The 22,287-nt window shown below is 54.3% G+C and carries 25 protein-coding genes; 7 read left to right on the top strand and 18 right to left on the bottom strand.

Going from position 1 to position 22,287, the window contains the following annotated elements; genetic code table 11:
* Positions 1–90: 90 nt before the first annotated feature.
* The 4 genes from J7I43_RS07715 to J7I43_RS07700 form a co-directional block, all read right to left on the bottom strand.
* On the bottom strand, positions 91–1,878 hold the full coding sequence (locus tag J7I43_RS07715; protein ID WP_209144917.1) for an erythromycin esterase family protein: 1,788 nt from the start codon (positions 1,876–1,878) through the stop codon (positions 91–93).
* A gap of 127 nt (positions 1,879–2,005) precedes the next feature.
* Entirely contained in the window at positions 2,006–3,037 is a 1,032-nt protein-coding gene (locus tag J7I43_RS07710) for an LLM class flavin-dependent oxidoreductase (protein WP_209144915.1), read from the bottom strand.
* Positions 3,038–3,138: 101 nt separating this feature from the next.
* Positions 3,139–3,579 (bottom strand): VOC family protein, encoded by a 441-nt coding sequence (locus tag J7I43_RS07705; protein WP_209144913.1) that lies wholly within the window; start codon positions 3,577–3,579, stop codon positions 3,139–3,141.
* Between the two features lie 35 nt (positions 3,580–3,614).
* Positions 3,615–3,905, bottom strand: coding sequence for a hypothetical protein (locus J7I43_RS07700; RefSeq protein ID WP_209144911.1), 291 nt, complete (start codon positions 3,903–3,905; stop codon positions 3,615–3,617).
* Positions 3,906–4,031: 126 nt separating this feature from the next.
* On the opposite strand from J7I43_RS07700, the gene J7I43_RS07695 reads away from it, so the two are divergent.
* A complete protein-coding gene (locus tag J7I43_RS07695; RefSeq protein WP_209144910.1) occupies positions 4,032–5,018 on the top strand; it encodes a GlxA family transcriptional regulator in 987 nt (328 codons plus the stop codon).
* Positions 5,019–5,020: 2 nt separating this feature from the next.
* Here J7I43_RS07695 and J7I43_RS07690 read toward each other — a convergent pair whose 3' ends face one another.
* From J7I43_RS07690 to J7I43_RS07670, 5 genes are all read right to left on the bottom strand, one after another.
* Positions 5,021–5,482 carry a GNAT family N-acetyltransferase gene (locus tag J7I43_RS07690; protein ID WP_209144908.1) on the bottom strand — a complete coding sequence of 154 codons (462 nt, stop codon included), beginning with the start codon at positions 5,480–5,482 and terminating at the stop codon, positions 5,021–5,023.
* Between the two features lie 25 nt (positions 5,483–5,507).
* Complete coding sequence (locus J7I43_RS07685) at positions 5,508–6,533, bottom strand: MlaD family protein (protein WP_209144906.1); 1,026 nt, start codon at positions 6,531–6,533, stop codon at positions 5,508–5,510.
* Between the two features lie 3 nt (positions 6,534–6,536).
* Positions 6,537–7,310, bottom strand: a complete 774-nt coding sequence (locus J7I43_RS07680; protein WP_209144904.1) for an ABC transporter ATP-binding protein — start codon at positions 7,308–7,310, stop codon at positions 6,537–6,539.
* A gap of 5 nt (positions 7,311–7,315) precedes the next feature.
* The gene (locus tag J7I43_RS07675) at positions 7,316–8,107 is read right to left on the bottom strand and encodes an MlaE family ABC transporter permease (RefSeq protein ID WP_209144902.1); all 792 of its coding nucleotides are present in this window, start codon (positions 8,105–8,107) and stop codon (positions 7,316–7,318) included.
* Between the two features lie 139 nt (positions 8,108–8,246).
* Positions 8,247–9,332, bottom strand: coding sequence for a Gfo/Idh/MocA family protein (locus tag J7I43_RS07670; protein ID WP_209144900.1), 1,086 nt, complete (start codon positions 9,330–9,332; stop codon positions 8,247–8,249).
* Between the two features lie 114 nt (positions 9,333–9,446).
* Between J7I43_RS07670 and J7I43_RS07665 the strand changes: the two genes are divergently transcribed.
* Together J7I43_RS07665 and J7I43_RS07660 are read left to right on the top strand one after the other, a co-directional pair.
* On the top strand, positions 9,447–10,109 hold the full coding sequence (locus J7I43_RS07665) for a hypothetical protein (RefSeq protein ID WP_209144898.1): 663 nt from the start codon (positions 9,447–9,449) through the stop codon (positions 10,107–10,109).
* A gap of 7 nt (positions 10,110–10,116) precedes the next feature.
* Entirely contained in the window at positions 10,117–10,779 is a 663-nt protein-coding gene (locus tag J7I43_RS07660; RefSeq protein ID WP_209144897.1) for a hypothetical protein, read from the top strand.
* A 43-nt stretch (positions 10,780–10,822) separates the two neighbouring features.
* Here J7I43_RS07660 and J7I43_RS07655 read toward each other — a convergent pair whose 3' ends face one another.
* Together J7I43_RS07655 and J7I43_RS07650 are read right to left on the bottom strand one after the other, a co-directional pair.
* Complete coding sequence (locus J7I43_RS07655) at positions 10,823–11,329, bottom strand: DinB family protein (RefSeq protein WP_209144895.1); 507 nt, start codon at positions 11,327–11,329, stop codon at positions 10,823–10,825.
* A gap of 89 nt (positions 11,330–11,418) precedes the next feature.
* Positions 11,419–13,767, bottom strand: a complete 2,349-nt coding sequence (locus tag J7I43_RS07650; RefSeq protein WP_209144893.1) for an FtsX-like permease family protein — start codon at positions 13,765–13,767, stop codon at positions 11,419–11,421.
* A 368-nt stretch (positions 13,768–14,135) separates the two neighbouring features.
* On the opposite strand from J7I43_RS07650, the gene J7I43_RS07645 reads away from it, so the two are divergent.
* Positions 14,136–15,116 (top strand): GlxA family transcriptional regulator, encoded by a 981-nt coding sequence (locus J7I43_RS07645; RefSeq protein WP_209144891.1) that lies wholly within the window; start codon positions 14,136–14,138, stop codon positions 15,114–15,116.
* Between the two features lie 14 nt (positions 15,117–15,130).
* On the opposite strand, the gene J7I43_RS07640 is transcribed toward J7I43_RS07645, so the two are convergent.
* Positions 15,131–15,778, bottom strand: a complete 648-nt coding sequence (locus J7I43_RS07640) for an HD domain-containing protein (protein WP_209144880.1) — start codon at positions 15,776–15,778, stop codon at positions 15,131–15,133.
* A gap of 77 nt (positions 15,779–15,855) precedes the next feature.
* On the opposite strand from J7I43_RS07640, the gene J7I43_RS07635 reads away from it, so the two are divergent.
* Together J7I43_RS07635 and J7I43_RS07630 are read left to right on the top strand one after the other, a co-directional pair.
* Positions 15,856–16,419, top strand: a complete 564-nt coding sequence (locus J7I43_RS07635) for an adenylate kinase family protein (protein WP_209144878.1) — start codon at positions 15,856–15,858, stop codon at positions 16,417–16,419.
* A gap of 49 nt (positions 16,420–16,468) precedes the next feature.
* A complete protein-coding gene (locus tag J7I43_RS07630) occupies positions 16,469–16,879 on the top strand; it encodes a hypothetical protein (RefSeq protein WP_209144876.1) in 411 nt (136 codons plus the stop codon).
* Between the two features lie 54 nt (positions 16,880–16,933).
* Here J7I43_RS07630 and J7I43_RS07625 read toward each other — a convergent pair whose 3' ends face one another.
* From J7I43_RS07625 to J7I43_RS07600, 6 genes are all read right to left on the bottom strand, one after another.
* On the bottom strand, positions 16,934–17,362 hold the full coding sequence (locus J7I43_RS07625; RefSeq protein ID WP_209144873.1) for an SRPBCC family protein: 429 nt from the start codon (positions 17,360–17,362) through the stop codon (positions 16,934–16,936).
* A gap of 22 nt (positions 17,363–17,384) precedes the next feature.
* Positions 17,385–17,717 (bottom strand): ArsR/SmtB family transcription factor, encoded by a 333-nt coding sequence (locus tag J7I43_RS07620; protein ID WP_209144871.1) that lies wholly within the window; start codon positions 17,715–17,717, stop codon positions 17,385–17,387.
* Between the two features lie 71 nt (positions 17,718–17,788).
* Complete coding sequence (locus J7I43_RS07615) at positions 17,789–20,047, bottom strand: ATP-binding cassette domain-containing protein (RefSeq protein ID WP_209144869.1); 2,259 nt, start codon at positions 20,045–20,047, stop codon at positions 17,789–17,791.
* Between the two features lie 61 nt (positions 20,048–20,108).
* Positions 20,109–20,342 carry a hypothetical protein gene (locus tag J7I43_RS07610; protein ID WP_209144867.1) on the bottom strand — a complete coding sequence of 78 codons (234 nt, stop codon included), beginning with the start codon at positions 20,340–20,342 and terminating at the stop codon, positions 20,109–20,111.
* Positions 20,343–20,443: 101 nt separating this feature from the next.
* Positions 20,444–20,638, bottom strand: coding sequence for a YwbE family protein (locus tag J7I43_RS07605; RefSeq protein ID WP_120514707.1), 195 nt, complete (start codon positions 20,636–20,638; stop codon positions 20,444–20,446).
* 44 nt (positions 20,639–20,682) lie between these two features.
* Positions 20,683–21,066 carry a DUF779 domain-containing protein gene (locus J7I43_RS07600; protein WP_209144866.1) on the bottom strand — a complete coding sequence of 128 codons (384 nt, stop codon included), beginning with the start codon at positions 21,064–21,066 and terminating at the stop codon, positions 20,683–20,685.
* Between the two features lie 218 nt (positions 21,067–21,284).
* Between J7I43_RS07600 and J7I43_RS07595 the strand changes: the two genes are divergently transcribed.
* On the top strand, positions 21,285–22,241 hold the full coding sequence (locus tag J7I43_RS07595; protein WP_209144864.1) for an AraC family transcriptional regulator: 957 nt from the start codon (positions 21,285–21,287) through the stop codon (positions 22,239–22,241).
* Positions 22,242–22,287 lie beyond the last annotated feature (46 nt).

The raw sequence follows: 22,287 nt of genomic DNA, 5'->3' as shown, positions 1-22,287 counted from the left end.
CCTGCAAATCCCCCGGGTTGCGGGCAGGCTTTTAACGTATGAACGGGCAAATTTTAACCGGCCGGTCGGGCAAAATCCGGTGCGGCGTAGCTATTTATTCGCGGAATTTCCTTTCCAGGCCCGGAAACATTGGCTGGCGGTGGTTTTATCGAGATAAATGACGGCGTCGAAATCATTGGGGAGCAGGGTTTGGGAAAACTGGAACTTCGGTTGCATCATCACCGCGCCAATCCTGCGGATGCCGCGTTTTTCCAGCAGCCATGCGGCCCCGGGATCTTTGAGATTTTCTTTCCGCAGGTCCAGCACAAAATTGCCGAGGCCGCTGTTTCGGCCGTACCATTCAAACGAGCCATCCGGGGGTGCGCTCAGCACATTGTTGCTGAAGATCGCCTGGCCCGGTATGATCGCGGTGTAGGTGCCTTCGGCTGCGGCAAATCCCATCACGACCATCTGTTTGCCGTACATCTTTTCAAGATAACCGCCCATGGCATTCGCCGCTTTGCTGACGTGGCCGTTGTGCGCCCACAGCACCAGTTTGCTGCCGGGATAACGTTTTACCAGCCAGTCCACGTTCTCCGCCATCGACGAATCCCGCGCGCTGCCAAAAGTGTTTTCCGCCGCCAGCTGCGCAAATTGTTCGATGACCGCGATGTGATGCATGGCCCAGGCGAACTTTTCACCGCCCACTTCCGCCGTGAGGCGCTGGCGGCTGTTTTTAAAGAATTGTTTTAATGCGGCAAGCGATTGCTGCAATTCCGGCGCCTCGTAACCCGCCCGTTTCGTTTGTCTTTTCCGCATCAGCGCGCCGCTTTGCGCCGCGATGGAATCGCCCAGGGCCTGCTGCGCGGGCGCAAACGCGGCAAGGAACGCTTTCAGCTCCGTTGCCGCCACGCCGGGAAACTGCATGTCGAAACCGGTGAACTGCACCATTTTTTTCGGGTTGCCCGCGTTGTAAGCACGCATCCAGGTGATCATATCCAGCACTTCCTGCGTGTTCCAGGTCCAGAAGTACATCGTGTCCAGCAGTTTTTTGGGATCGCCGTCGCCGTGCAGCACGTAGTCGTTGATGGCCCTGCATTCCGGCATGTTCGCCTCAATCGAAAAAATATCGAAGCCTTTTTCTTTCACGAGGTATTCCAACAGGCGGTGTTTCATGCGGAAAGCCTCGCTGGTGCCGTGCGTAGGCTCTCCCAGCGATACGATGCGCGCGTCGCCGATCATTTCGCCGACAGGGGCCAGGTCTTCAAAGCCGGTATTCGCATCAACGGATCTTAAAGGAAGAGCGTGTTGTTTCAGCCAGGCGAGGTCCGCGGCGGGCGGCACTCTTTTTTCCCTTGCCGGGGCCAGGGTGAAGTCTTTGCCGTCTACGTTCAGGCTCATGTTGTCTATCCATACCTTTCCGCGCCCCGTAAACAGCGCCCCGAAAGATATGCTGGTCGCTTCTTCGCCAAGCGCCAGCTCGATGCTGTATTTATGCCAGTCCGTAGTGCCGGTAACGCCCCTCTCGTTCATATTGTCGAAAGCCTTTGTACCGACAACGTTCAGGTACAGCGCCGCGTGACCGTCTTTCACGTCTTCCGTTTTTATATAACCTTCCAGGGTTACCCTTTGACCTTTAAACGTGGCGGGAATGCTATAATTAAAAGCACCGAACGCGTTTTGCGCGACGGGGCTGTTTTGCGTGATCGCTACGGAATATTTGCCGGAAAAAGCCACCGTGTCCGTCAGCACGGTATACCCGGCCTTGTTGCCTTCAACGGGCGGAAGGCCCCATTCTTCGGGCTGTTTGCCGCCCGGCTTCAGTTTTTCAAAATCAAAATTATGTTCCTGCGACAATGCGGTGAAAGGGATCAGCAGCAGTAAAAGGGATAATTTCATAACAGGGATTTTGCTTTAAACGGATCATCCGGGCATTTATTTTATCACTAACGGCACAGGCTGCACGCAATTGTGCCGTTTTACGCAAAACAAATACGGGCTGATATTCAACCGATACACGCCAACCTCATCCGATGGCCGCTCTCACGGCCGGGGCCACCTTCGTGCCGAACAGCTCGATGGCGCGAAGCACTTTATCGTGATGGATGTATCCTTTCACGATCTGCGCGAGGAAGCGGGTGTGGTTAAAAAGCGTATGCTGGTAGATGATCTTGTCGGTGATTTCCTGCACGCTGCCTACGAAAAGCGGCCCGTCGGGCAGGCGGAGGTATTCGAACTGCTCGCGCGACATGGGATGCCAGCCGCGTTCGCGGCCTACGCGGTTCATGAGAATTTCGTAGGAAGGGTAAAATTCGTCCGCCGCCTGTTCCGAATCTTCCGCGACGTAAAACTGCGAATTGATGCCGAGCTGCAATTGCGCGGGATCGTGCCCGGCTTCGGCGGCCGCTTCGCGGTACAGGTTAACGAAAGGCACGAACTGCGCGGGTTTCCCGCCCAGGATCGCCAGGGTAAGCGGCAGATTGAGCCTGCCCGCGCGTTTGGCGGAAGCCGGCGTACCGCCCGCGGCCAGCCAGATGGGCAACGAAGGCTGAAGGGGACGCGGGTAAACGCCCCGGTTGTTGAAAGGCGCCCGGAAACGGCCTTTCCAGCTCATTACTTCCTGCCGGTTGATCTCCATCAGCATGGTCAGTTTTTCGACGAACAGCGCGTCGTAATCGCCCAGGCTGTACCCGAACAGCGGGAACGATTCGGTAAAACTGCCGCGCCCCGCCATGATCTCTGCACGGCCGTTGCTCAGCAGGTCGAGCGTGGCGAAATTCTGAAAGGTACGCACAGGGTCCGCCGAGCTGAGCACCGTTACGCTGCTGCTGAGCCTGATATTTTTGGTGATGGTGGCAATTCCCGCCAGCGCCACTTCCGGCGCGGATATCACAAAGTCCGGGCGGTGATGCTCCCCGAGCGCAAATACGTTCAGCCCCGTTTCGTCCGCCAGTTTCGCTTCCGCCAGCAACTCCTGCATCCTGAGATGCGATTCGTTCGCCCCGCCTGCCACGCCTTCCGGCCGTACTTCCCCGAAGGTGCTGATGCCTAATTCCATAACCCGCTGTTTGAATGTTACAACACAATATTAAGCATATAAAATCAAAAGGCTCCGGAACTTGCCCGGAGCCTTCAGTAACCATCAGGTTACCAGGTGGTTTAATTCTGCTGGGGAACGGTCTCGTACTGGTAGTTTACGGCCCAGGAGATACCGAATTTGTCTTTAAACTGGCCGTACAATGCGCCCCAGGGAGCTTTATCGAGGGGCATTCCCATCGTTCCGCCTTCGCTCAGGGCGTTGAACAGTTTCCTGGCCTCTGCTTCAGATTCCGCGGCGATGGCGAGAGAAAAATCGTTCCCTCTTTTGAACTCGCCGAAAGAATCCGGGAAGTCGCTGCCCATGATGGTAGTGCCGCCGGGGATGGTGAGCGCTACGTGCATTACGAGGTTTTCCTCACCGGGCTTGCAGTGCTCGGGAGGCATGCTGCTGAAACGCATGATGCCTTCGCCCATGAACTCGCCGCCGAAAACGGATTTGTAGAAGTTGAAGGCTTCTTCGCAGGTGCCTTTGAAATTCAGATAAGGACTTACTAGTGCCATTTGTCAAAGTTTTTATGATGAAGTTAAACGAGCCGTTATTGCGCAACAACCAGGTGGCCCGCCATGCACCGGAAACGGCGGTTGAACGCGCCCGGCGCTTCGGGGACCTCGTCTTCCAGTATTTCCGCCCGGCAACCGAAACCGGCCAGCAGTTCGATGATTCGGCCGGATTGTACGTCGCCTGCGGTGCAAACCACGCGGAGAATGCGGTCGCAATCTTCCAGGTCGAAATTGGCGCGGTGCCCGGGCAATTCGCCATTGATGGTGCCTACCAGCAGTTTCGCCAGCAGCGGCCTGTCCACGTTCGTTTTAAATACTTCCACCATTGTTACGGATTTTTCTATATTTCGGTTCGCGCTACAAATGTAATTCCGCTTCCTGTAATACACGGGGTGCAAAAACGGCAAATTACAGGGGATGATGCGACAACTTTTTATCATTATTTTTGGAATATGAAACACGTTTCCATTCTCATACCGCGCGGCGCCGCCGCCCTCGGCTGCATAGAAGGCGCCTACAGGATGTTCACGCAGTGCAACGAATTCCTGGTGCGCCGCGACAGGCCGGCGCTTTTCGACGTTCAGATGGTGGGCATTTCGGAAGAAGGCCAGGTGTACGACAAAGCATTCACCGTACGGCCGGATACGGTGGTGTCTGCCGTCGCCAAAACCGACCTGATCATTATTCCGGCTGTGAACGGGGTGATGGAGGAAGTGGTGGACATCAACAAGGATTTTCTGCCCTGGATCAGCGGGCAATACCATAAAGGCTCGGAAGTGGCCAGTTTGTGCGTGGGCGCATTCCTGCTTGCTTCCACCGGTTTGCTGAAAGGCCGGCAGATCGCCACGCACTGGCTGTCTGTAAACGACTTCCGCAGGATGTTCCCCGACGTGAACCTGGTGAGCGACCAGATCATTACGGACGAACAGGGCATTTATTCCAGCGGAGGCGCCAATTCGTTCTGGAACCTGCTGCTGCATCTCGTGGAAAAGTATACGGACCGGGAAATTGCGATCATGTGCGCGAAATATTTCGCCATCGAGATCGACCGCAACAGCCAGTCTGCCTTCCTGATGTTCAAAGGCCAGAAAGAGCACGACGACGACCCCATCCGCGAAATCCAAACGTATATCGAGGAAAATTACCAGGAAAAGATCACGGTAGACCAGCTTACGGCGCAATTCGCCATCAGCCGCCGCAGCCTGGAGCGCCGCTTCAAAAAAGCGACCTGCAACACCGTGTCTGAATACATCCAGCGGGTAAAAGTGGAAGCGGCTAAAAAAGGTTTCGAGACCAGCCGGAAAAACATTACGGAGATCATGTACGACGTGGGGTATTCAGACAACAAGGCTTTCCGTACCGTATTCAAAAAAACGACCGGCCTCTCTCCCGTCGAGTATCGCAACAAATACAATAAAACGGCCATTACCGTCGAGTAGATCTAAACTGGCATCCGCATCTGCAGCAGGTGCCTGGTGAAACCGGCCTTTTCGTAAGCGCGCACGGCGGGCTCGTTGGCGTCGTACACATCCAGCACTATTTCGGTAATGCCGCGGGAACGCGCCCAGCCGGCGAGATTTTCGACGATCGCCCGGTTCACGCCCCTGCCCCTGAATTCGGGCAGCACGTACATAAAACCGAGATACGCGTGCTGCGGGTGTTTCAGGTAATGTTTGGCCTCTTCGATGCGGGCATACCCGGAACCGATCACCTGCCCGTCCAGCTCGGCCACTACCACGGAAATATGCGGCTCGTAGATCATGGCCGCAATGTCGTAATAATGCACTTCGCCCTCGCGGATAGTGCTGTCGAACGGCCGTTCCGCCGCAATAATGCCCTGCTCGAAGCTGAGCAGCACGTCCAGGTCTTTTAAGGTCGCTTCCCTGACCCTGATCTGTTCCATAATCGTTTAATTTATGCTTTAACCATCAGGGCTGCTGTTTTTTCGCTTCTTTTTCCAGCCGCGCTTTTTCTTTCGCTTCCGCTTTTGCTTTTCTTCTGAAATAACCGCGGAAAAGGAAATTATGTTTCAGCGCTTCCAGGTTCTCGTCCAGTTTTTGCGAGCTGGTTTCGAGGTTGCCGATGGTATGTTTCAGCGAAGTCGCCGTTTGTTCATCGTTCAGTATCACGCCCGCCGGGGTGTTGGTGCTGCGCAGGTTTTCGTTGATGCCCGCGCTGGCGTCTTTCAGGTTCAGCACTACGGAATCCACGCCCTGCGCCACGGATTCCAGCTGCGTAACGGTGGAGCGCAGTTTAGCGAATACAACCGTATCGGTCACCAGGTCGTTCGCCAGCGTGCCTTTGTTTTGCAGGCGCGCGGTGTAAGCGGCCAGTCCTTCCGTAAGCCGCTGCGTATTGGCGGCGGTTTTCTGCAGCGTGGCCAGCGTGCCTTCGAGGTTGTTATATACGGCATCGTCTGCTATCAGTTTGCCCAGCGTGCCCTGCCCGTTGCGGATGTTTTTGGTGATCTCTTTGAGATTGCCGGTGATCTCCACCAGGCTTTTATTGTTCACCTGCAGCGTGTTCATGATCTCGTCCGTACTGATCGCCGTTTCCACGATGATCGTGTCTCCGTCTTCCACGGGCGGCACTTCGGGCGTGCCGCCGTTGAGGGCGATGATCTTGTTGCCTACCAGCCCGTCTGAGCTTACTTTGGCGCGAACGTCCTTATGTATGAAATCACGGCTCTTTTTTTCGATGTCCATTCTTACGGCGATGCTGTGCGGGCCGGTAAATGCTATGCTTTTGATGGTGCCTACTTTTACGCCGGAATACCAGACGTTGTCGCCTTTGGCAAGCCCGCCGATGTCCTGGAACACGGCCACTACCTGCAACGACGACATAAAGCTTTTTTTCTGGCCGCCCAGCACGAGGATGCCCGCGGCGAATATGATCATGCCGGCGAATACGAAAGCACCCACTATCACGGCCCTTTTATTGCTTTGATCTTTCATGGTTTATTGCGTAAAATTATAATCGTAAAATTCTTTTATCAGCTCGTCGTTATCCGCGAATACTTCTTCGAAATTTCCTTTTTTGATGAATGTGCCGTCTTTCATCACCGCTATTTCGTCGCCGGTAGCCCTTGCGCAGGTGAGGTCGTGGGTGATGATGATGGAGCTGGTCTTGAACCTTCGCTGCACTTCGTTGATCAGGTTGTTGATCTCGGTGCAGGTGATGGGGTCGAGACCGGCCGTGGGCTCGTCGTACAGCATGATCTCCGGCCGCAGGATGAGCGTGCGGCCGATGCCGATGCGTTTTCGCTGGCCGCCCGAAAGCTCCGCGGGCATCTGGTCGATGGTATGCGAAAGCCCCACGGCGTCCAGTACGATCTCTACCATTTTCTGGCGTTGGTCGGCTTTGATTTTCGGCTCGTTGCGGCTGAGCGGGAATGCGAGGTTCTCCCCTACCGTCATGCTGTCGTACAAAGCGCCATGCTGGAAACAGAAACCCACTTTCATGCGCAGCTCGCGCAGCGCTACCGGCCCCAGCTCCGGCACTTCCAGGCCCAGCACGTTCACCCTGCCCGCATCGGGCTTCAGCAGCCCGGCGATGATCTTGATGAGCACGCTTTTGCCCGTGCCGGAACGGCCCAGCACCACGATATTTTCCCCTTTATGTAGCTCCAGGTCTACACCCCGCAGCACATGGTTGCTTCCGAAGGACTTGTAAAGGTCCGATATGGAAATGACGGTGTTGCCGTAATCTATTTCTGGCGTGAATGTTTTCATACTTTTTACCGGATCGAATTGACGACCTGCACGATGATGATCTCTTCAATAAATATCAGGAACATGCTTACCACGACGGAAGTGTTCGCCGCCTTTCCCACGCCCGTAGTGCCTTGCGAGGCATTGTAGCCGAGATAGCTGCTTACTGCTCCGATCGTAAAACCAAAAACGATCGATTTGAAAAACGAGGCGAACAGGTCGAGGAAAGAGATGTCGTTGAACGCTTTATTAATGAACGCCATCAGGGTGGTCTGTTCATTCAGGTGAATGTCCAGGTACGAGCCCGCCATGCCTACCAGCGCGGTGTAAGCCATCAGCAACGGCAGGCATACGGTGCAGGCCATGATGCGTGTAACTACGAGGTATTTGAACGGATTGATGGCAGACACTTCCATGGCGTCTATCTGTTCGGTCACCTTCATGGAAGCCAGCTCCGCCCCGATGCCCGACCCCACTTTGCCCGCGCAGATGAGCGCGGTCACCAGCGGCGCCAGCGCCCTGATCACAGCGATGGAGATCAGCGAAGGCAGCCAGGACGTAGCGCCGAACTCGGCCAGTGAAGGGCGGCTTTGTTTGGTGAACACCAGCCCCGTGATAAAACCGGTAAGGCTGATCAGCGCCAGCGACTTATACCCCACCATATAACACTGCCGGATGAACTCCTTCACTTCCAGCGGCGGGCGCAGCACTTCCCTGAAAAAACGCCTGATGAACCTGAATATGTCGTAAATATTGGTGAAGAAGGCGTCTAACCCCTTCGAAATGACTGGTTTCTCCGGTTGATCGTTGGATTCCATTAGCTGCGTTTTATCCTTTACTATTACAATTTCGGGTGGTGAATTGTTAATATCCGGACATTAGCCTTCAAATCCCGTGCCCTTGCACGGGCGGGTTGGCATTTGGTGCCCGGGGGCATGGTTCCCGGAACATTCCCGGTTATTTGATCTCCACCGTTTTGCCGGTGCGCACAGATTCACGGGCCGCGTCCAGGATGCGCACCACCATCAGGTTATTTTCCCGGGAATAAACGCCGAAAGGCGGCACGGTTTCTTTTCCGCGCACTACCGCCGCCAGGTATACGAAAGGATCTTCAAATACTTTGATATCGTTGGCAGTCACCTTCCGCGTATACGCTTCGCTTTTTTGCGAATTGCGCAGCGTGAGGGTTTTGGCGTCGGGCGCAAAGATATAGCCTTTATCGCCATAAACTTCCATGTCTTTCCGGTTAAACGGCCAGTTCCACGACGCCTGGATGATACATTGCGCATCGGCGTAATCTACGATGATGGTCGCATCGTCGTCTACCTTCGGGTACACGGCCGGTTTGTACTGCCGCGCCACCGCCGTCACCGCCAGGGGTTTCTGCCCTTTCATCAGCGTGGTCATAATATTGGCGCCATAACAACCGAAATCGATCAGCGCGCCGCCGCCGTTGAGCACGGGATCAGTGAGCCATGCGAGGAACTCGGGGCTGCAGCCGATCTCTTTGGGGCCCTGGTGGCCGTCGTGTATCACCACTTTACGCACCGTGCCGCAATAAGCGCTGTCTTGCACGAGCTGGAAGGTTTTAGCCACCGAAGGGTACCAGCTGGTCTCGTAATTGGTGAGCAGTTTGATGTTATATTTCGCAGCCAGCGAATCCATGCGCAGCGCCTGCTGCAGCGTGGTAGCCATGGGTTTTTCCACCATCACGTGAATGCCGCGCGGGGCGCAGGCTTCCACTACTTCTAGATGACTGAACACGGAACCGAACCCCAGCACCGCTTCGGGCTTTACGGCATCGAGCATGGTATTGAGATCGGTATAAAAAAGATCTTCGGGCAATTTGTAACGGCGGATGGTAAGCCTTATCAGCGCGGTATCGGGCTCGTAGATACCGGCCAGCTGAATATCTCCTTTATTGGCGCGGCCCAATATCCAGCCGGAATGACCGTGGGAAATACCGGCAACGGCCACTTTCACGGGCTGGGCTTGAAGGTGCAGGCTGAACAAAAGGAATACGGATAATAACAGACGCATCATAAAACCTGGTTTATTGGTCAACGGCGGTTAAAGTACGATTTTAAAAGAAGCGGCACAAGCTTGTAACTTTCCGCCGGGTTGAAACGCTTCAGGGAAGTTATTCAACCAGCACCCATGAAATTATTTTACTTATCCCTTTTAATCCCCTTCCTGTTCGTTACAGGATGCTCCAAAAACAAAGAAGTGCCCGCAGGCCTGGACATCGCCGTGGAAGGCGTGGTAACCAGCAGCAGAAGCGGGCAGCCCCTGCAACTCGTGCCCGTGGAGGTACGTGGGTTTAAAGACGGCGTAAGCAGGAATATCGCGACGTTTTCCACGGACCAAACCCTCACCGACAAGGACGGTTATTTTTATATTAAATTCAAAGCAGACGGCGAATCCGAATTTTTCGTCGTGAACGTAGACCAGTCCGCTTATCATGTGGAGCAGGGCACTACCGTGCAGTTAAATCCCCGGCAGTACAACAAGGTACAGCTCAGCGCCCGGGAAAAAGGCATCATGCAGCTGCACCTGGAAGTAGCGCAGAACCCTTACGATACGCTTTATGCGAACGCCGGCTGGGTCAATTCCCCTTTTTATATGATCAAAGGCGCCTCGGTAGACACCGTGCTGCATTACGCATACGTACCGGGAGCCAATGCCGGGGTTACGGTGATTGTGCGCGACTGGGCTACCTGGAGACTGAAAGCGTACCGCGAAACCATTCAGAACACCTCGGGCGACACGTTGAAATATCATGTGTTTATCGACAATACGGCCGACCTCCCTTTTAACTGATATGTTTATGTCCCGTTTTTACTTATTCCTTTTTTCCGCTGCCGTACTTTTTTCATCCTGTAAAAAAGATGTGCCGGCACATGTTGTAACGCAGGTAGACGGTGTTGTGAAAGACATCGAAACCGGCCTGCCGCTGCAAGGCGTTCCGGTATGGATACTCGGCGAAGGCGGCCCTAATTTTTATGGGCAGCGGTGGCATTTACTGCCGGCTAAAGACACAACGGACGCCAACGGCCGCTTCAGCATCCGTTTCGCGTCTGACGGGGAAAGCAAATCTTTCAAGGCCAGCACGATGTTTAACAGCGACCCGCGTTTCTACAACGGCTCCGAAGCCAGCCTGAAAACCCGGAAATACAATGTGGTGGAGCTTACCGCGAGAACGTCGAAAGTGCTGCGGCTGAACCTGAAAGTACAGCAAAACCCTTACGATACGCTGGTACTGACCAGCGGTTTCCTCCGCGATTCCATTGCAGGCCGCAGGGTAGACACCGCGCTGTTCACCTGGTATCAGCCGCCCTCCGTTACCATGGTGCATGTTTGGGTGCTGGACCCCGTTGCAGGCCGGCACAGAAATTATTTCGACTATCTCAGGCCGCCCGACCCGGTGCAGGACACGCTGACGGTGGACATCACGATCCCCAACACCGCCGATCTTCCGTTTAATCCATAACAAGAAACCCCGGCGATCGCCGGGGTTTCCAAATATCTTCCTGTTACCAGCGTTCCCAGAAACCCGGCGGTGTAATGCCCAGCGAGCGCAGGTACACGTAGCCCTGCCCGCGGTGGTGGATCTCGTTGTCTACAAAATACTGGATGATGCCATACGCAGGCCCTGCCCACCAATCTTTATTATCGAACGCATGCATCGTTTCCTGGAATCGTTCCGGTGTGATCTGCGGGAAAAAAGTATCGAGCGCTTCGGTCACTTCGTCCCAGGCTTTCAGCAGCGCTGCTTTGGTATTGATAGCACCGTCGTTGAACCGTTCGGCTTTGTTCCAGCTGCCGTCTACCACGCCGTGAATGCCGCCGTAAGCAAGCCGCAGCATTTCGAGGACCATTTCGGAAAACGGGCGCATGCCGCCGACGGAATGGTTAAAAAGCTCGTTTTCGGGGAAAGCGCCGATCACCTTCCGGGTGAGCCTGCGGTGGCCCTGCCAGTGTTCCAGTATCGCGTTCGCATCGATCACGGGGATCGCAAAAGTAACGGTCGTGTTTGCCATATGATGTCGTTTTGTTTTGTTGTTACAAAGTAAACGACGGGGTTTGACAGCCTTATGTCAGCAGCGCGAAAACGGTTTTAATATTTTATTTATTCGCTTTTCAGGGAACGGACAGGATTGCTGAAAGCGGCTTTCAGGCCCTGCCAGCTAACGGTGCCCAGCGCAACGATAAAACACAGCGCGCCCGCCAGCGCAAAGATCCACCAGCTGAGCGTGATGCGGTATTCCATTTGCTGCAGCCCCAGCTTCATGGCCCATGCAGCCAGCGGTACTGCCAATACGAACGCAGCCAGCACCGGTTTCATAAAATCAACCGAAAGCATCGCCCAGATGCGGGTTTCGCTGGCGCCCATCACTTTGCGGATGCCGATCTCGCGGGTGCGCCTTTCCACCACGAACATGCTTAATGCAAACAGGCCCATGCAGGCGATAAAAATCGCCATGCCGCCGAACACCATCGCAAGCCGGCCCATCATCCTGAAACCTTCAAACTTCCGCTGGTAGTCTTCTTTCACAAATCTCACCTCGAAAGGATATGCCGGGTGGCTTTTTTTCACCGCGGTTTCGATGCGCGCAAGGCCCTGTTTCCATTCGCCGCCGTCTTTCATACGTATGAATATGTTGGCCATGCTGCCTTTGCTGTGAAAAATGATCATGGGGCCGGGAAGCCCGGAAGGATTGTTGTACACAAAATCCTTCACAACGCCCACCAGCGTATGTTCGCCGAGCCTGGTGCCGATCAGCGGCTCTTTCAGCCCCATTTTGCGCACTGCGCTTTCGTTTAACATGCAGCTCAGCGAATCACCGCCGAAAGAAGCGCTGAAGTCACGGCCGGCCACCAGCGAAAGCCCCGCGGTTTTCACCCAATCGTATTGCACGCTGGTAACGGTAACGCCGAAGTCCTGCTCCGCGGTTTTCCCCGGCCATTGAATGCCCGTGGTATTACTGCTGAAATGCAGCAGGTTGTCGGTACCGCCCGATACAGACACCACCCCCGGCACGTTCAGCAGGTCTTGCCGCACGATATCGAAATGTTCGGCCAGCTCGCCTTTGGCGGATATCATCAACAGGTTTTCCGCATCGTACCCCATCGGCCGCTGCTGCATATGCCCGATCTGCAGGACGGTAACGACGGTGCCGATGATGAGGAAGATCGCGACGAGGAACTGGAAAGTGACCAGTCCTTTCCGCAACCAGGAACCGCCTTTTTTATCGCTGCCAATGCCTTTCAGCACTTTTACGGGCTGAAAACGGCTGAGGAACAATGCGGGATAACTGCCGGCCACCAGGCCGGTAAACAGTCCCAGCGCGAGCATAACGGCCAGGATCTTCCAGTTGTCGAAACTGAACGTCACGTTTTTTTGCATGAACCGGTTAAACCCCGGCAGCGCCAGTTTAGCGATCAGCGCGCCCAGCAGCAGCGCGATAAAGGCCATCAGCATGGCTTCGGACAGGAATTGCGCGGCAATGCGCCCGCGCGACGCGCCCATCGTTTTCCGCACTCCTACTTCTTTCGCGCGTTTTTCCGATTGCGCGGTAGCGAGGTTCATAAAATTAACGCAGGCGATCAGCATCACGAACACGCCGATCACGCCCAGCATAATGAGCGCATAGATCAACCCGCCAACCGGCTTCCCGTTCCTGAACTCGGCGTAAAGGCGTTTGTCTTTCATCGGGAAAGCAAAAAATTCCGCGGTACTGCCCGCTTCCAACGCCGGCGCGAAATGTTTGAGCCGGGATTGCACTCCGGTTTTATCGGCGCCCGGCTGAAAAGCCACCCAGGTCTCGATCCTGTTGTTGTTCCATTCGCGTATCCAATCTTTGTTATCCTGCTCGAATACGATCATGGGCAGCACCATGTCGAACTGGAACGAACTGTTGGAAGGAATATCGCGGATCACGGCGCCGACCTTGTAAGCGCGCTGGCTGTTATGCGTAAAAACCTTGCCTGTTGCGTCTGCCGTGCCAAACAGCCGGATGGCCGTTCTTTCGGTGATCACCGCTGTTGCGGGGCCGTTCAATGATGCCGCCGGGTCGCCGGAAAGGGCGGGGAAGGTCATCATGCGGAAAAAATCCGGATCGGCGTAGATGCCCCGTTCGTACGTACTTTTATTTCCGGCTGTCACGATCTGCTCCGAAGAGAAGGTAACCCTTGACGCGTATTTCACTTCCGTTAATTGCTCCTTCACCGCTGCGGCCAGCGGGCCGGGCACCGATTCGGAGGTCATGATCTCGCCGCCCTGCACCCGGTTCCGCAGCAGCTGATGGATATTGCGGTAGTCCGCGTGAAAACGGTCGAAACTGGTTTCGTAGCCGGTATACAGCAGGATCAGAATGCCAACGGCAAGACCCAGCGCAAGGCCGGTGATATTCACGAGGGAAGATGTCCGGTTGCGCAAAAGGCTGCGCCAGGCCACGATCAGGTTGCTTTTCAGCATGGGATAATTTTTTGGTTGTTATGCTGGCGGATGCACCCCAATTGCTATACCAACAAATACCTTATTGAAAATAAAACAAATATGCATATTGAAAACTAACCGGATGTCCGTTTTTAATACATGGCCTGTCCGTTTGCAGCAAAGCGCCCGCGCGCACCAACTCGTTGGCGTAATTCCCCCCTCTCCCGGTACCGGCGCATGGCCCGAAATACGCCGCGGTGGCGGGAAAACAAGGTAAAAAATAGATGCAAAAAGGCCTATGGGAGCGGGTTTTCAGGCGGTCTTCTGCTGGGGGGATGTGCCACGAAAGGGGGTATTTCGTGCCAGCGCTTTGCGCTATATTTACAGTAATCAATGCACAAACCACCATGAAAGTAGTATCTCTGGTAATTTATGAAGAAGCCATTCTTTCGGCGGTAGCCGGCGTACTGGACGTATTCGAAGGGGCCAATCAGCTGCTTAAGATGGCAGGCAGGGAGCCGGCATTTAAAGTGGAGCTGGTCAGCGAAAAGGTCAAACATATCCAGCTCAACGTGCCCGCGCTGTTTTTCTGTTACAAATCGATGGAGGAGGTAAAAAACACCGATCTCATCATTGTGCCGGCCTTTCATGGCCAGCCAGACGTGGTGCTGCAGAAAAACCGCGGCATCGTGGAATGGATCAGGGAAATGCAGCAGATGGGCTCGGAAGTGGCCAGCCTTTGCCTTGGCAGTTATTTCCTCGCCGAAGCCGGCATGTTCAATGGTAAAACCTGTACGTCGCATTGGATGGCCATCCCGGACATGCAGCAGCGTTACCCCAAAGCTGCCGTGCTCAGCGACCGCGTGATCACCGACGACGACGGCGTTTATTCCAGCGGCGGCGCGTTCTCTTCGCTGAACCTCGTATTGTACCTGGTGGAAAAATTCGTAGGCCGCGACGTGGGCATCCAGATCAGCAAGATGTTCTCCATCGATATCGACCGCATGAACCAGAGCCACTTCCTTGTATTCCAGGGGCAGCGCCGGCATGAGGACGATGAGATATTACGCGCGCAGTCGTACATCGAACAAAACTTCCATCTTCCCATATCCATCGAACAGATCGCGGGACAAACCAGCATGAGCAAGCGGAATTTCATCCGCCGGTTCAAAAACGCCACGCACAACACCCCGCTGGAATACCTTCAGCGTGTCAAGATCGAATCCGCCAAAAAAGCGCTGGAGCAGAACGCGCAGAATATCAGCACGCTGATGTACGACGTGGGGTACAACGACCTGAAAACTTTCCGGAGCGTATTTAAAAAAGTGACCGGGTTAACCCCGCAGGAATACCGCAGGAAATATTGCCGCCAGATGGCGCAGGCCTGAGATACAATTTCCTTTTACACTTCGCCGTTCCATTCCCTGTAAAACTGCGACAGGTAAGCTTCCATGAACACGTGCCTTTCGGCCGCCAGCTGTTTGCCGGTTTCGGTGTTCATGCGGTCTTTCAGCAGCAGCAATTTTTCATAAAAATGATTGATGGTGGGCGCGGGGGAATTTTTGTATTCTTCTTTGGTCATGCTGAGATTTGGCGCGATAGCCGGGTCGTACAACGCTCGGTTCTTAAAACCGCCGTAATTGAACGCCCTCGCGATACCCACGGCGCCCAACGCGTCCAGCCGGTCCGCATCCTGCACAATGCCCAGCTCCGTGGAATAAAAAGTGCGTTGTTCGTTGCCGCCTTTGAAGGAAATATGCCGGATGATATTCACGACATGCCCTGTTATTTCTTCCGGCACAGACAGGGTTTGCAGGAATTTTTCCGCTTTGGCCGGCCCTGCTTCTTCGTCGCCGTTATGGAATTTTGAATCTGCGATGTCGTGCAGCAGCGCAGCGAGCTCTACCACCAGCATATCCGCCTGTTCCCGCGAAGCGATGTGCCGCGCCTGGCGCCATACGCGGTAGATATGCCACCAGTCATGGCCGCCTTCCGCCCCTTCCAGCTGCTGTTTTACAAATATTTCCGTTGCGTCGATGATGTGCTGCATGTTGTGATTTTTATGGTACGGTCGTGGTTTGCAATATTGCATATTTTCCGTTTGAAAATAAAGGGTAATTTTAGCGCATGGACATCCTTCTGATCACCGGCCCTCCTTATTCGGGCAAAGGCACGCAATGCGAAATACTGGAAACGAAGCTTGGTTACAAACACATCTCCACCGGCGACCGCATCAGGGAAGAAAAAACCCGGCAAACGCCCATCGGTAAAACCATGCAGCAGTACGAGGAAAAAGGCGAACTGGTGCCGGACGAAGTGATGGAAACCATGCTGGACCAGATCTTCCGCGAACATCAACACGAAAAAGGCATCATCCTCGACGGTTACCCGCGCACGGTGCCCCAGGTAGACACGCTGCTGCGCATCCTGCAGCGGAACGGCCTTCGCATCACCCATGCCATCAACATCAATGTGCCGGCAGACGTGCTGCTGGAGCGGGCGCAGAAAAGAGCGGCCACTTCCGACCGGAAAGACGATCAAAATGCCGGTACACATCTTAAACGTCTACGGATATTCGAGGAAGAAACACGCCCCGCCATCGCTTACCTCGATACGCTGGTGCCGCTTCACCAGGTGAACGGTCTTGGCACGATCCCCGAGATCACTGAAAAACTGCTGCGGCTGGTATAAAACAAATACATTATACCGTAAATTACCTGCAGTATAATTTTGATCCCGCATGATGGACGAAACAGACATCCGGATCGGCAATATGGTGTGGTATTATGATTACAACATGCTCGAAACGCCGTTCCGCATAGAAGGCATACACGAAGGATACATCTACAATTCAGGCCTGCCGCGCAGCAAACTGCCGCTGGAAAAAGTGCATCCCATCGCGCTGGAGGCAGACCATTTATTGCAGTTCGGCTTCCTGCCAGGGGAAAGGGAATACGGGGAAGACCCGTCGGTGTACACTTACAAATACACGCATAAAGACAGCCTGCATATGCTCGACACGGGCGACGCATTTCAGCCCGTAAGCATTTCGGGAAACGGCGTAACGCCCTACGGGCGGCCGTTGCATCATTTGCATCAATTACAGAACCTTTGTTACGACCTCACGCGCGACAGCGCCTTCATCCAATAAAAAGGCCGCCTCCTTGTAAGGAAGACGGCCTTTGCGGTATGTTGTTGCCGTATTTTATTTTTCCACGAACTCCTTGAGGTATTTGCCCAGCAGGTCGTTCCAGCCGCCCGTGAAGCTGGCGCGGGAGAAATTCGGATCGTTCTGCGGGAACGTTTCGAGGCCGGCATGCGTGAGTTTTACACGGGTGCCGTCGCCTTCGGGAAACAGCTCCCAGGTAAGCACCGATTCACCCGGGAGGTTCTCATACTTCCAGGTGTGGGAGAGTTTTTTGCCCGGTATCACTTCGGTGACCCTGCAGAGATGGATAAATTTTTTGCCATCGTGCCCCTGGCCGGGAAACGAGAACTCAAAGCCCACTTCCGCGCGGAAATCGGACAGATTGAAATACCATTCCTTCATTTTATCGCGGTCGGTAATGGCTTCCCATACCCTGGAGGGCGGCGCATTATAAGTGCGCTCCACTACAAGCGGTTCATGTTTCATATGAGCAGGATTTAATTAACGTTCACTTTTTCTTTTTGCGCGAAGCCTGTTCTTCCTTCCCGAGGAAAGCGCCCAGCGCGTCGAGTTTTTTGTTCCAGAAAGCGCGGTACTGGTCCGTCCATTCCGCCACCTGTTTCAGCGCCTGCAGTTCGGCATAACAAAAACGTTCGCGCCCCTGCTGCCGGATGGCTACTAGCCCGCATTCCGTAAGAATGCGGATGTGTTTGGACACGGCGGGCCTGCTGATGTCGAAATTCTCCGCCACCGCATTCAGGTTCAGCGGTTTTGCCGCCAGCAGATGAATGATCTCCCGCCGCGTGGGATCGGCAATGGCCTGGAATACGTCCCTTCTCATGTTCGTAAAGGTTATTTGGCAACCTTCCGGAACAAAGATAAATGAAACCTTTCGGTTACACAAAATAAAGTTTACGGTTCTTCCATCGCCAGAAATTTCCCCGTCAGCGAATGTTCCGCTCTCAGCAATTCGGCCGGCGTTCCCTGGAAAATCACCTGTCCGCCCTTATGCCCCGCTTCAGGCCCCATGTCTATCACCCAATCCGCATTCCGCACCACGTCCAGGTTATGCTCGATCACGATCACGGTATTGCCCGCATCTACCAGCCGGTTGATCATCTTTAGCAGATGCGCGGTGTCTGACATATGCAGGCCGGTGGTAGGCTCGTCCATCACGTACACGCTTCCTTTTTTATGCAATTCCCCGGCTAGTTTCAGTCGCTGGCATTCCCCGCCAGACAAGGTGCTCAGCGGCTGACCGAGCGTAAGGTATTCCAGTCCTACGTCGTGCAGCGCCTGCAGCGTGTTGCGCAGCTCTTTTTTCTGGAAGAAAGCGAGCGCCTCACCGATGGTCATCGCCAGCACTTCGCTGATGTTTTTGCCTTGATATTGATATTGCAGCACATCATCGTGAAAACGCCTGCCTCCGCATTTTTCGCACACTGTTTTAATACCTTCCATAAAAGCGAGATCGGTGTAGATCACGCCCTGCCCGTTACAGTGCTCGCAGGCGCCTTCGGAATTAAAGCTGAACATCGATGCGCTCACTTTGTTGGCCGTGCTGAACAGTTTGCGCACGGTGTCCATCATGCCGGTGTAAGTAGCGGGATTGGAGCGTGAATTAGCGCCCACCGCGCTCTGGTCGATCATGACCACATCGGGGTATTGCCGTGGCAGCAGGCGGTTCACCAGCGTGCTTTTGCCCGAGCCCGCCACGCCAGTTACTGCTGTGAGCACGCCGGTGGGAATATGCACGGTCAGTTTTTTTACATTGTGCAATGAGGCCGGCCCGATGGTGAGCCGGCCTGTTGGCTGACGGAAAACCGGTTTTACCGGCAGGTGCTGTTTCATGAATTTCCCGGTAAGGGTCGGCGCTTCAAGCAGCCCCGCGAAATCGCCCTCGTACATGATCGTTCCGCCATGCGAACCGGCGTTCGGCCCAACGTCTACTACATGATCGGCGATGCGGATCACGGCTGGGTCGTGCTCCACCACGATCACCGTATTGCCCTTATCGCGCAGCAGCCGCAGCAGGTCGTTCAGCCGGTGCACGTCGCGCGGGTGCAGGCCGATGCTGGGCTCGTCGAAAATATACATCATGTCTACCAGGCTGCTGCTGAGGTGCCGCACCATTTTCACGCGCTGGCTTTCGCCGCCGGAAAGCGTGGCGGTTTCGCGGTCGAGGCTTACGTAATCCAACCCGATGTTTACCAGGTGCTGCAGCCGTTCCAGCAAACCCGCCGCTACCGGCGCTCCCACGGGATCGGTGATGTTGCGCAGCAGTTCCGCCAGTTCGTCTACCTGCATGGCCGCCATTTCCGCGATATTATAACCGAGTATTTTGGAGGACAGCGATGTTTCGTTGAGCCGTGCGCCTTTGCAGGCCGGGCATACCACGTCGGTGATAAAAGGCTGTACGCGTTTGACGGTAACGTCTGCCATGGCGCCTTCTTTTTTGATGTACAGCCGGTCGAACTTCAGGGCAAGGCCTTCGTAGGTGATATTGAACGGGCCGGAAGCGGTTTCCAGCACGAATTTTTCCGCAGGCGCATACACCAGTTTTTCCCATTCCTCGGGCGAATAATCTTCGAGTTTTTTGTCCGCATCAAAAAAACCGGAAAAGGCATAACTCTTCCAGTACCAGGTACCTACGGCAAACACGGGGAAAAGGATGGCGCCTTCGTTAAGGCTTTTGGAGCGATCGAGGAATTTGTCGAGATCGAGGCCCAATTTACGGCCAACGCCCTGGCATTCGGGGCACATGCCGGTGGGGTCGTTGAAGGAAAAAACGTTGGAAGCGGTGCCTACCCTTGGCTCGCCGTAACGGGAAAACAGCAGGCGCAGCAGCGGGCTGATGTCTGTGATAGTGCCCAGCGTAGAGCGGGAATTGCCGCCGATCCGCTTCTGGTCTACCACGATGGCTGTAGACAGCCCCGTGATGGCGTCTGCATCGGGCTGGCCGTAATGCGGCAGGAAGTTGCGGATAAAAGCGGTGAAAGTTTCGTGCAGTTGCCGTTTGGCTTCGGCAGCGATGGTTTCGAAAACGATGGAAGATTTCCCGGACCCGGATACGCCGGTAAAAATAGTGACCTTCCGCTTGGGGATGCGCAGGGAAACGTTCTTGAGGTTGTTTTCCCGGGCACCCTCAATGGTGATGAATTCTAAAGGCATATGTGAAGGATTGTCCCACAAAGATGCCCCCTAACCTTATCCGGCGGTTGTGCCAAACGGATTATTTTCCGTTCTCAACGGCGCTCATCGCCACCATTTCGATGGCGATGCCGATCTCTTTGGTTTCGGGGGTTTCGTTGTCGGAGCCTTCTTCGAACCAGTGCGAAGCGCCTTCGTTATCTTCTTTCCGCAAAAGGTAGAGCGTTTTCCCCGGCAGGGTGACCACGAAAAGGTCCTCTTCTTCCCTGTACACGGGAACGTTCATATTGCTGTAGCTGATCTGGAATGTGTTCATACTGTGGAACCTGCAATTGTTGTGCCTGATTAAAAATGAAAAACCGCCAGCATACTGACGGTTTCCCGGTTACAGAACAATGAAAGAGAATGAGTTTCCGTTTATCCGATAATTTCGGCTACCCTTCCTACCTGCCCGTCTTCCAGCCTCACTTTGATGCCGCGGGAATGATAGGCCGCAGAGGTGAGCAGATCCTTTACGATCCCATATGTCTTTTTGCCGCTGCGTTGGTCCTTTTTCAGGATAATGCCCACTTCCAGGCCGGGGTAAATATCTTTACGGTATTGTCCGTCCATTTTTACATTCGTTTTGCTGAGGGGCGCAAGTTACGCCAAAATCCTCAGCCCCAGGAATCGCGGTAACCGAACAGGTAGCTGAACATCCGCACGTTCACCGCGCTTTCGGCCGGCAACAGCCCGGTGCTGACCTTAAACTCCGCTTCTTCCAGGGAACCTGCCGCGGCGCCTCTTTCGGCGCTGATAAAATAGCGGGAACGGCCATGATGATCGTCTTCCTCCGGGCTTACATAACAGGGGCAGCCTTCCACTTCACCGAGATACACTTCGTCTCCCGGTAGAAACCTGCTGTTGTCGGGAACGCATTGGGGGGTGTAACCTTCCTTACTATTGCCTTGGATCTGAAATGCAAGGGGCCCATAACGTGCAGACAGTTGCCGGATCAAATCTGTAGCATATTTAGTTGCCACGATTCGGGATTCCATCATACTTTTGATTTACCGGGCAGCGGCTATCACCCCACTGCCCGGATCGTTAACACTTGAATAATCCGAGCGCCTGGTTCCTCATAGGTTATCGTCGTAGTGCTAAATTGACCAGAAATATATTAACAACTATAAACATTTGTACTTTTTAATAGCACAATCGTACCCGACTTCGTGTCACGATAATAAAAATGTCTTAATTTGTAATATGTTGTAGCACTATGGCCCGTAAAAGTTTCCTGGAACCTATCGAGCTTACGCCTCCCAAACACCTGCGCACCCTGGTGGAAAACCGCCGTGTATTTAATCTCAACAACTGCGAGCTGAACGTATTTGAATGTTATGAAAAATCGTTCGGCGTGCCGCTGTCGTTCAACGATTTCCTGATCTCCAGCATGGTGCGGGGCAAAAAGGTGATGCATCTTCCCGGCAACCCCTCGTTCGATTACCTGCCCGGCGAAACCGTTATTTTCCCCGCCAACCAGCCCATGGAAATCGATTTCCCCGACGCCGCGATGGACACGCCCACGCAATGCATTGCACTGGCGGTAGACGGGCATTATGTGCGCGAAACGGTGAACTATCTCAACAACTATTACCAAAGCCCGGATGAGAACAGCAACTGGAAACTCCAGTTCAACACCTATCATTTCGAGAACGACGACGAGATATCCGGCCTCATCAACAAACTCATCCGCATTTGCAGCAGCGGAGACACGACGAAGAACATTTTCGCCGATCTCAACCTGAAGGAGCTGCTCATCCGCCTCATGCAAAGCCAGCACATGCAGCAGGTCGTATCCGAGGCGCGCATCAGCAACAATCACAGCCGCCAGCATTTCGTGCTGAACTATATCCGCGAGCATCTTACGGAAAAGATCGCGGTAGACACGCTCAGCAAACAGGCATACCTGAGCCGCAACATTTTCTTCAAATGGTTCCGCGAACAGTTCGGCATCACGCCGCTGGAATACATCAACCGCGAAAGGGTAAGCCTCGCCAAACAACTCCTCAGCCAAACCAGCCACAGCGTTAGCCGTGTAAGCGACATGTGCGGGTTTTCGGATGTGAACTACTTTATCAGGGTGTTCAAAAAAACGGAAGGAATTACGCCGCGCACGTACCAGATCATCAGCTCCGACCACAACCGCATCATCAAAGGGCTCAACAGCCATTAACACCCCGCTTTCGGGGCCGCTTCTCCACAATTTCCGGCAAAACGGC

Source organism: Chitinophaga chungangae (genome assembly GCF_017742215.1).
GTDB classification, from domain to species: Bacteria; Bacteroidota; Bacteroidia; order Chitinophagales; family Chitinophagaceae; genus Chitinophaga; species Chitinophaga chungangae.
This window is presented reverse-complemented; position numbering and strand designations above follow the sequence as displayed.